The following is a 7,340-nucleotide window of genomic DNA, read 5'->3' as shown; positions in this document are numbered from 1 at the left end:
CCGAAAACGAAAGCTTGATGATGCAAAGTCAAGTGATTGATTTTGCTTGTCACAGGCTCAGGAGGGAAAGGTACTGCACATGTCCGGGCATGATCTGAAGTGCAATGTTCACGTCCGTATTTCAATCACCTGCGGCGGGTTAACCGATGACAAAATGACATGGAAGGAAATCTTCTTCAACAAGCAGTTCTTAATGCTCATGTAGCACTATGAAATCATCAACCCTCGTTAAGGTGCTAATTAAGTGAACAGCGTTGTTTTCATACCGGGTCGTTAAAGCTCAGCAGTTCTTCAGGAAGGTGCTGAATATAGTCTGCTTCGGTTGGAGGCATCTGTAGGTAAAAACCCTTTTCCTGAAGCTCGGACATCACTTTTTCAATGTCAGCCCTGGCCAGTTTGCGCTCGGGTGTCAGCAGAATATCCATTACATGAACGGCTTTACCGAAGGCCTGATGAAGCGCTTCGGGTATTTTCTCCAGCTGGTTGCGTTTGTCAACGTAGAGGTACATTTCGTTGTGTTTGCTACTTTTGAAAATGGAGGCAAGGACTTTAGACATAATATCAATACCATCTTGAAGATGCTCAGGACCAGAAGAGTAACAGGTACTTGTATCCTGTGTTATCTCTGGTCTTCTTTGTACTCTTTCAGTGCCAGAATTAAGGGCTCGGCAATTACCTGCTGTCGCCAGCCCTTAATGCTCTCTGGTATCGAAAAACGGCCACTGCTCTGCCACTGACGTAAGAGAGCGTTGGACATTTTGCCCGGGAATAACAACTCTACAGGCATATCCAGCTCATCCGATTTGTGATGCACCCAGGCCTTGATCAGTTTGTTATAGTTTCTGGCGGCTTTGGGCAGAGGAGCAGGGAGTTGATCCGGATAGTCAGCTTCCGGGCTGTCTTTGGCTTGTCTGACCAGATTCAGAATAACCTCGCCGTATTTTCTCAGGGTCTTGGGTTTCATATCCTGAATGGAAGAGAGTGAACGCATATTGTCTGGCATATAACGGGCAATTGGCCACAGGCATCCCTTGGGGATGATCCGGTTGCGTGGTGTATTACTCTTTCGGGCTTCCATTTCACGGTATTCACAGATGTTTTGTAAAACCGCCAGCTGTTGAGGCCGCAATTGCCAGGCACGCTTGACATCTTTCCAGATTTCGTTGGGGATAGGGAACAATGGCGAAGTGAGTAAGGCATCACAATCCTCTTTGAGCCATTGCAACTGAGGCTTGCCTTCCAGTTTTTCGAGTAATAGCTCGTACGCTTCCAGCAGATGCACGACATCAAGTGTGGCATAGCTGATCTGGGCTTCAGTCAGTGGACGCTGAAGCCAGTCTGAACGAGTAGCATCCTTTGGGAGGTCAACTTTCAGAAGCGTTTTCAGCAGATTCTGATAGCTTAATGAATGTCCCAGCCCTGCATAGGCTGCAGCAAGCTGTGTATCCAGCAATGCAACAGGTAGGCAACCGGTCAGAATATTGAAAACTTCGAGATCTTCACCGCAGGCGTGAAGGACTTTGACAACAGATTCAGATTGCAGAACCCGGCCAAAGGAACTCCAGTCCTGAATGCTGAGCGGGTCAATCAGGAAAACCTTATCACGGGTACCCACCTGAATAAGTCCGGGAATAGGGTAAAAGGTATCGGTTCGAATAAACTCGGTATCCAGTGCGATGGCATCCAGCTGAAGCCACCTTTGGCAATAGTGGTCAAGGCTTTCGCTGTTGAGAACCCAGATGGGATCAGAATGTTCAATAGGCATATAAGCAGCTGGATTAGAAATAAAAGCTTATTATAAAGAGCTTGTCTCTGAAGCCAAAGTAATATTCTCCGGTCTCTGGTTTAGAAAAGAGGTTGTTGCCGATGGCAACCAAGCGTCTTAAAACAGATCCTCTGCATGGGAGAGCTGGAAAGGTTCCCGGAACCCGAGGGCTGATCCCGCCTTTGCTCTCTGCGTTAATGGCTGACAAGCGAAGTGCAGCAGTGCTTTCATAGTAAAATCCTGTTCTTGTCTGGAGCTGTTGCGGTTTTGTTTTTCAGAAAAAAAGGCCCGCGTCAGCGAGCCTTTTAAAGCAAGAAATCTCATCAGCGATGGGATTGCAGAGACTGAATTCGATCTTCAAGCGGAGGGTGGCTTGAGAACAGGGCGGCTAATCCACCCTGGCCATTCTTGCGAATACCGAAGGCCGTCATGGTGGCAGGCATTGCACTAGGGGCGTCGTATTCAGCTCTCAGTCTCTCCAGGGCGGCAATCATATCGCCACGACCTGCCAGCTCGGCACCTGCTTCATCGGCACGAAATTCACGTTTACGAGAGAACCACATCACAATAGCGCTGGCGGCAATACCCAGCACGATCTCGGCAATAAAACTTACGACGTAGAAGCCGATACCCGGGCCACTGCTTTCTTCGTCACGACGGAGGAAGCTGTCCACGGCGTAGCCGATGATGCGGGCGAAGAACATCACAAAGGTGTTCACAACTCCCTGAATCAGTGCCAGCGTCACCATGTCACCGTTGGCAACGTGACCGATTTCGTGACCGATTACGGCTCTTGCTTCTCTTGGGCTGAAGCGATCGAGCAGGCCCTGGCTCACGGCAACCAGTGAGGCGTTTTTGTTCCAGCCGGTGGCAAAAGCATTGGCTTCCGGAGAGGGGAAAATCCCCACGTCCGGCATGCCAATGCCGGCTTTTTCAGAGAGTTCCTTAACCGTATCCAGTAACCAGCGCTCTTGGGCCGTACGGGGTTGATCGATAATCTGGGTGCCTGTGCCCATCTTGGCCATGGTTTTGGAAAGGAGCAGGGAAACCAATGAACCGGCAAAACCGAAAACTGCACAGAAAGCCAGCAGCGACTTCATATCGAGTCCCTGGGCTGTGATGTAGCTACCCACGCCAAGGATGTTAAGAGTGATACTGGCGACTGCGATGACAGCAAGGTTGGTTAATAGAAATAGCAGAATTCTTTTCATTACCGAATGGTTACCTTTTCTGGTTGGACACTGGGAATATGGAGGCGCAGAGTTCGGATTTCAATCCTCATTCAGCCATTTTACAGTTGTTTACAGTTCATCAGGCTTTATCAGTAAAAAATTGCTGGCAGAGCTGGTTTAGCTGGTGTGTACTCCCGGATTTTAATGTTTCACGAAACTGCCAGCCCAGAGTCCCCTTTTTCATAAGAATCGGTTCTGGCAGGTCTTCAAGTTCGGTCGTCAGGCTTGGCATACTGAGCCTGAGGAAACTTTTTTCGGTCAGAACCACCTGATCCAGCCCTTGCATTCGAACTCTCTCGGCATAGTGTATATAACCTTCCCGTGCCAGCCAGAGAAAACTGTCAAAACAGGCTTGATGCCGTTTTCCGGGCAATCCGAATTCATCCACTGGCTCGGGGGAAATAATGTCGTCGACGTACAGAGAGGTCTGTCTTGGGAAGACATTATAGAGATGTACCAGGGTCTTGGCACAGTCATGAAAAAAATCGTCGATGTGAATGTCAGCCATGTTCAGAATGTTGGTTTCCAGAATCCTGTGATCAGTATCATATGGGCCGTTGTGTAACGGCCAGGGTTGACTGAACACTCTTTATTATTGTTTGTACCTACTAAGGAATCGTTCAAGTTTATCGCCCACCATCTCCAGATCTTCAACTCTGGGCAGGGTAATAATCCTGAGATGGTCCGGGTTCGGCCAGTTGAAGGCGCGACCCTGCACCAGCAGGATTTTTTCCTGAATCAGCAAGTCCAGTACCAGCCGTTCATCGTCGTGAATCGGATATTTTTTCGGGTCCAGTTTCGGGAACACATAAAGGGCTCCCCTGGGTTTTACGCAGCTGACGCCGGGTATCTGATTCAGGCGCTCATAGATCACATCTCTCTGTGCCAGAAGTCTGCCGCCGGGAAGTATGAGGTCATTGATGCTCTGGTAACCCCCCAGTGCTGTTTGAATAGCGTGCTGGGCAGGAACGTTCGAGCACAGGCGCATGGAGGCCAGCATCTCCAGGCCTTCCAGATAATCTCTGGCTTTATGTTTGGGACCGCTGGCGACCATCCAGCCAGAACGAAAGCCGGCTGCACGATAAGACTTGGAGAGCCCGTTGAATGAAATCATGAACACATCATCCGCCAGAGAAGCCATGGCCGTGTGCTCTGTCCCGTCAAAGAGAATCTTGTCATAGATCTCGTCAGCAAAAACAATCAGGCTGTGCTGGCGGGCAATCTTGATGATTTCCTGCAGCAGCTCAGGTGGGTAAACGGCACCCGTAGGATTGTTAGGGTTGATGACAACAATGCCCCGGGTCTTGGCGGTGATTTTACTGCGAATATCATTCAGGTCCGGATACCAGTCAGATTGCTCGTCACAGAGGTAGTGAACTGCTCTGCCTCCTGAAAGGTTGGCAGCTGCAGTCCAGAGGGGGTAGTCCGGTGCCGGGATCAGAATTTCATCACCGTTATTCAGCAAGCCCTGCATGGCCATGACGACCAGTTCGCTGACGCCATTACCGATAAAAATGTCTTCCAGCTCGACACCGGGAAAACCTTTCTGCTGACAGTAGTGCATCACAGCCTTGCGCGCCGAAAACAAACCTTTGGAGTCGGTATAGCCCTGGGAGTTGGGAAGGTTGAGAATGACATCCTGAATAATCTCTTCAGGTGCATCAAAGCCGAAAGGTGCAGGGTTGCCGGTGTTGAGTTTCAGAACACGTTGGCCTTCCTCTTCCAGTCTTCTGGCTTCGCGCAATACCGGACCACGTATTTCGTAGCAGACGTTTTCCAGTTTCAGGGACTTCTCAATATCCTTCATGGTTTTTTTCCTGTGGCCGATGAAAGGCCGATTGTCTTTTTGTATTCTGTTATCCGGGGCAGCCTGAGTATTGTTCCATCAATGAGTGGTGTCAGTGCCTTGATTGTTATGGGTCAGGTCATATGATTCTCCGGAACATCATCAACCTGACTATAAATAGACAAGAGCGGGTAAAAAATGTTCTCTCTGGCAGGCATTATGATCGCTTTAAGGCAACAGTGCACGGCTTAAACCCGGATATTTCCGTTATGGAAGCTGGAGTTGGTATGAAAGTTGAAAAAACCGATGCCCAATGGCAGGAAGAGCTGACCGAAGAGCAGTATCACGTCTGTCGGCAGAAGGGTACTGAGCGACCTTTTTCTGGTGAATACGTTCATTTTGATGGTGAAGGTCGTTATAGCTGTGTCTGTTGTGATCAAATATTGTTCGAATCCACTACTAAATTTGATGCAGGTTGTGGTTGGCCCAGCTTCTGGGAAGTAGTGGATAAAGAGGCGGTAAAATACATTGAAGACAAAAGTCTGGGTATGGACCGGATAGAAGTGGTGTGCTCTGCCTGCAACGCGCATCTGGGGCATGTATTCCCAGACGGGCCTGAGCCCACAGGGTTGAGATACTGTATGAATTCGGTCGCTCTTCAGTTCAAAAAGGACAACTGAATTGTCCAGAACCCAGTGCACACCAGAGGTTTTGAGCTCTTACACAAAATCTCCGGGTCGGAGCCGGAGCTAATCTGCCTCTTCGGGGTCGTAACCTTCCAGCTCCCCCTGATCTTCCATTTCATCAAGGTCCGGTTCATCGGGAGCCGGTTCCGGAATCCCTGAATCATCATCTTCATTTATGAACTGTTCAGTGAAAGGTTGATCGCCGTCCTCCTCTGCATCACTCCAGTCTGCATGGTTCACAGTGGCAAAGCCCAACGCCAGTAATATGGCCATGAACGAGGCCGCCGGAACAGCAGAAGAGTAGAGTTTTCTGACAGATATACACTTTAATAGCTCTGGCTTCCCGAGGGCATAGAGAGTGTCAGTCAGCCAGTTAAGTGTCTCTTTTTCTGAGTTTATCTGAGAGTTATTCATTCGAACTGTTTTTTCACGCAAGGAATACATTCATTCATACCTTCTGATAAGGGTTAATCGGTAGCCTGATCAAAAGAAAGCTGTATGAATCCCTCTCCATACTGGCTTCTTTTGGGTGGCGATGATGGGGGGACCTATTGGTCCCTGATATCAAAGTTCGCCGTGGGTATTCTTATAGTTATTACCCGGAGCTTCATCAAGATCGAAGGCCTCAAGACCAGCCTGTGTTGGTTTCATGGCCGTGGATAGAAAGCTTGATTGAGGCGTATTTCTCTTATCATGAACATGTTGTCATTCGAAGAAGGTACCCAGGGTGTAAGAGTAAGGAATACTTTCTGTATGGGAGAATGACCATTTAGGCACATTGTCCCTGAAGTATTTCTCCCAGCCATGCTTATACATCTTCATGGTCTGATCACGTCGTTCACGGAACTGCTGATAATGCTCGTTCCGCGTCCAGCCGAACATCACGTTGTCTGCTTTAACACGGTTGGCATACTCTTCATTTGTTTCATTGAAGCGCTGAGGCGTGGCAATGGCAGTACGTTTCACATAGTCAGCTTCCGTTTCACCCGTGCCTCGCCAGCGATTGATCTTGTCAAGGCTTCGACCCAGGGGGCCACCCAGCCATTGGGTGAGCATCTTATTGTCGCTCATAAAGAAGTCGAAAGTGAGACTCGACGCCAGAGCGAACCCGAAGGTTTGAGCATAGGTAAACCCGGATATCAGACCCTGGGCGTATGCTCCGGCCGTGGCTACCGGGCCCAGCACCAGACCGGCTGTGGCTGAGGCCAGGGTTTTCACTTTTTCGGGGGTGATCCTGTGCAGCAGCGGTATCTGAACCCCTTGTCCGGAACCCATGGATTTGACTATTTCGGGCACCAGACGAAAAATGCTGCGATACATCTGAGGATTGGCATGGCACTGTCTGGCAAACAGCATAGAGCCGGTTCTCAGCAGAATGACTGAGGAAGCGGCCTTGCCCAATGGCATGGCCAGCCCACCCACTTCGGAGATTTTTTCAATTCCGCTGTGGTAGGCATATTGGTCGGTTCGGTCAAGATCAACGCCAAAGCGTTCCAGCCAGTGCTGGAAAGGTGTCAGCATCCTGTGCGTGTAATCACCCCTGTTGGTCAGGTCCAGAAGGTAAAGGAACGCAATATTTGAGAGGGAAGTTTTGGCAGCCTCCAGGGCGGTCCGGGTCACCAGTAGAGGTTTGTAGCTGGAGTAGTACCAGGTGACCGCCTGTACCAGAAAAGCTGAAGGTTTGATCCAGTAATCATGCAGCTGTCGCTCAACTGCTGCGGCATGAACCTGCATCAATGTGTCATGGATAGCCTGGATCAGGTCTGATTCAGACAGGCCAGCCGCATTGGCATAAGGTGCCAGGGTATCCTGAACGTTGGCCAGAAATGCTGCCGTCCTGCGGCCATTTTCAAAGGCAATATCATCAAGCA

The 7,340-nt window shown here is 49.6% G+C and carries 9 protein-coding genes; 2 read left to right on the top strand and 7 right to left on the bottom strand.

The genetic code is table 11. From position 1 onward, the window contains the following. The first annotated feature begins 79 nt into the window (after positions 1-79). Positions 80-205 carry a transposase gene (locus KDK18_RS14805; protein WP_368736451.1) on the top strand — a complete coding sequence of 42 codons (126 nt, stop codon included), beginning with the start codon at positions 80-82 and terminating at the stop codon, positions 203-205. 55 nt (positions 206-260) lie between these two features. Here the strand turns inward: KDK18_RS14805 and KDK18_RS13810 are convergent, their stop codons facing one another. From KDK18_RS13810 to KDK18_RS13790, 5 genes are all read right to left on the bottom strand, one after another. Beyond that, positions 261-557: a YcgL domain-containing protein gene (locus tag KDK18_RS13810; RefSeq protein WP_257255511.1), complete on the bottom strand. Its 297-nt coding sequence runs from the start codon at positions 555-557 to the stop codon at positions 261-263. Positions 558-619: 62 nt separating this feature from the next. After that, on the bottom strand, positions 620-1,765 hold the full coding sequence (rnd, locus tag KDK18_RS13805) for a ribonuclease D (protein WP_257255510.1): 1,146 nt from the start codon (positions 1,763-1,765) through the stop codon (positions 620-622). Between the two features lie 323 nt (positions 1,766-2,088). After that, positions 2,089-2,976, bottom strand: a complete 888-nt coding sequence (gene htpX, locus KDK18_RS13800) for a protease HtpX (protein ID WP_257255509.1) — start codon at positions 2,974-2,976, stop codon at positions 2,089-2,091. Between the two features lie 100 nt (positions 2,977-3,076). Next, a complete protein-coding gene (locus KDK18_RS13795; protein ID WP_257255508.1) occupies positions 3,077-3,505 on the bottom strand; it encodes a hypothetical protein in 429 nt (142 codons plus the stop codon). A gap of 84 nt (positions 3,506-3,589) precedes the next feature. Next, on the bottom strand, positions 3,590-4,804 hold the full coding sequence (locus KDK18_RS13790; RefSeq protein WP_257255507.1) for a pyridoxal phosphate-dependent aminotransferase: 1,215 nt from the start codon (positions 4,802-4,804) through the stop codon (positions 3,590-3,592). 266 nt (positions 4,805-5,070) lie between these two features. On the opposite strand from KDK18_RS13790, the gene msrB reads away from it, so the two are divergent. After that, a complete protein-coding gene (gene msrB, locus KDK18_RS13785) occupies positions 5,071-5,463 on the top strand; it encodes a peptide-methionine (R)-S-oxide reductase MsrB (RefSeq protein WP_257255512.1) in 393 nt (130 codons plus the stop codon). Between the two features lie 69 nt (positions 5,464-5,532). Here msrB and KDK18_RS13780 read toward each other — a convergent pair whose 3' ends face one another. Both KDK18_RS13780 and KDK18_RS13775 read right to left on the bottom strand, forming a co-directional pair. After that, positions 5,533-5,883: a hypothetical protein gene (locus KDK18_RS13780; protein WP_257255506.1), complete on the bottom strand. Its 351-nt coding sequence runs from the start codon at positions 5,881-5,883 to the stop codon at positions 5,533-5,535. Between the two features lie 291 nt (positions 5,884-6,174). Continuing rightward, a partial coding sequence (locus tag KDK18_RS13775) for a hypothetical protein (protein ID WP_257255505.1) occupies positions 6,175-7,340 on the bottom strand: 1,166 nt, incomplete at its 5' end.

It is taken from the genome of Endozoicomonas sp. SESOKO3 (assembly GCF_024606255.1).
Note: the sequence above shows the minus strand (reverse complement) of the source record. Positions and strands in the feature narration are given on the sequence as shown.

Excerpts from the sequence above, each read along its gene's own strand:
- KDK18_RS14805 (WP_368736451.1), top strand. The coding sequence starts at position 80 with ATGTCCGGGCATGATCTGAAGTGCAATGTTCACGTCCGTATTTCAATC.
- KDK18_RS13810 (WP_257255511.1), bottom strand. The coding sequence starts at position 557 with ATGTCTAAAGTCCTTGCCTCCATTTTCAAAAGTAGCAAACACAACGAA.
- rnd (WP_257255510.1), bottom strand. The coding sequence starts at position 1,765 with ATGCCTATTGAACATTCTGATCCCATCTGGGTTCTCAACAGCGAAAGC.
- htpX (WP_257255509.1), bottom strand. The coding sequence starts at position 2,976 with ATGAAAAGAATTCTGCTATTTCTATTAACCAACCTTGCTGTCATCGCA.
- KDK18_RS13795 (WP_257255508.1), bottom strand. The coding sequence starts at position 3,505 with ATGGCTGACATTCACATCGACGATTTTTTTCATGACTGTGCCAAGACC.
- KDK18_RS13790 (WP_257255507.1), bottom strand. The coding sequence starts at position 4,804 with ATGAAGGATATTGAGAAGTCCCTGAAACTGGAAAACGTCTGCTACGAA.
- msrB (WP_257255512.1), top strand. The coding sequence starts at position 5,071 with ATGAAAGTTGAAAAAACCGATGCCCAATGGCAGGAAGAGCTGACCGAA.
- KDK18_RS13780 (WP_257255506.1), bottom strand. The coding sequence starts at position 5,883 with ATGAATAACTCTCAGATAAACTCAGAAAAAGAGACACTTAACTGGCTG.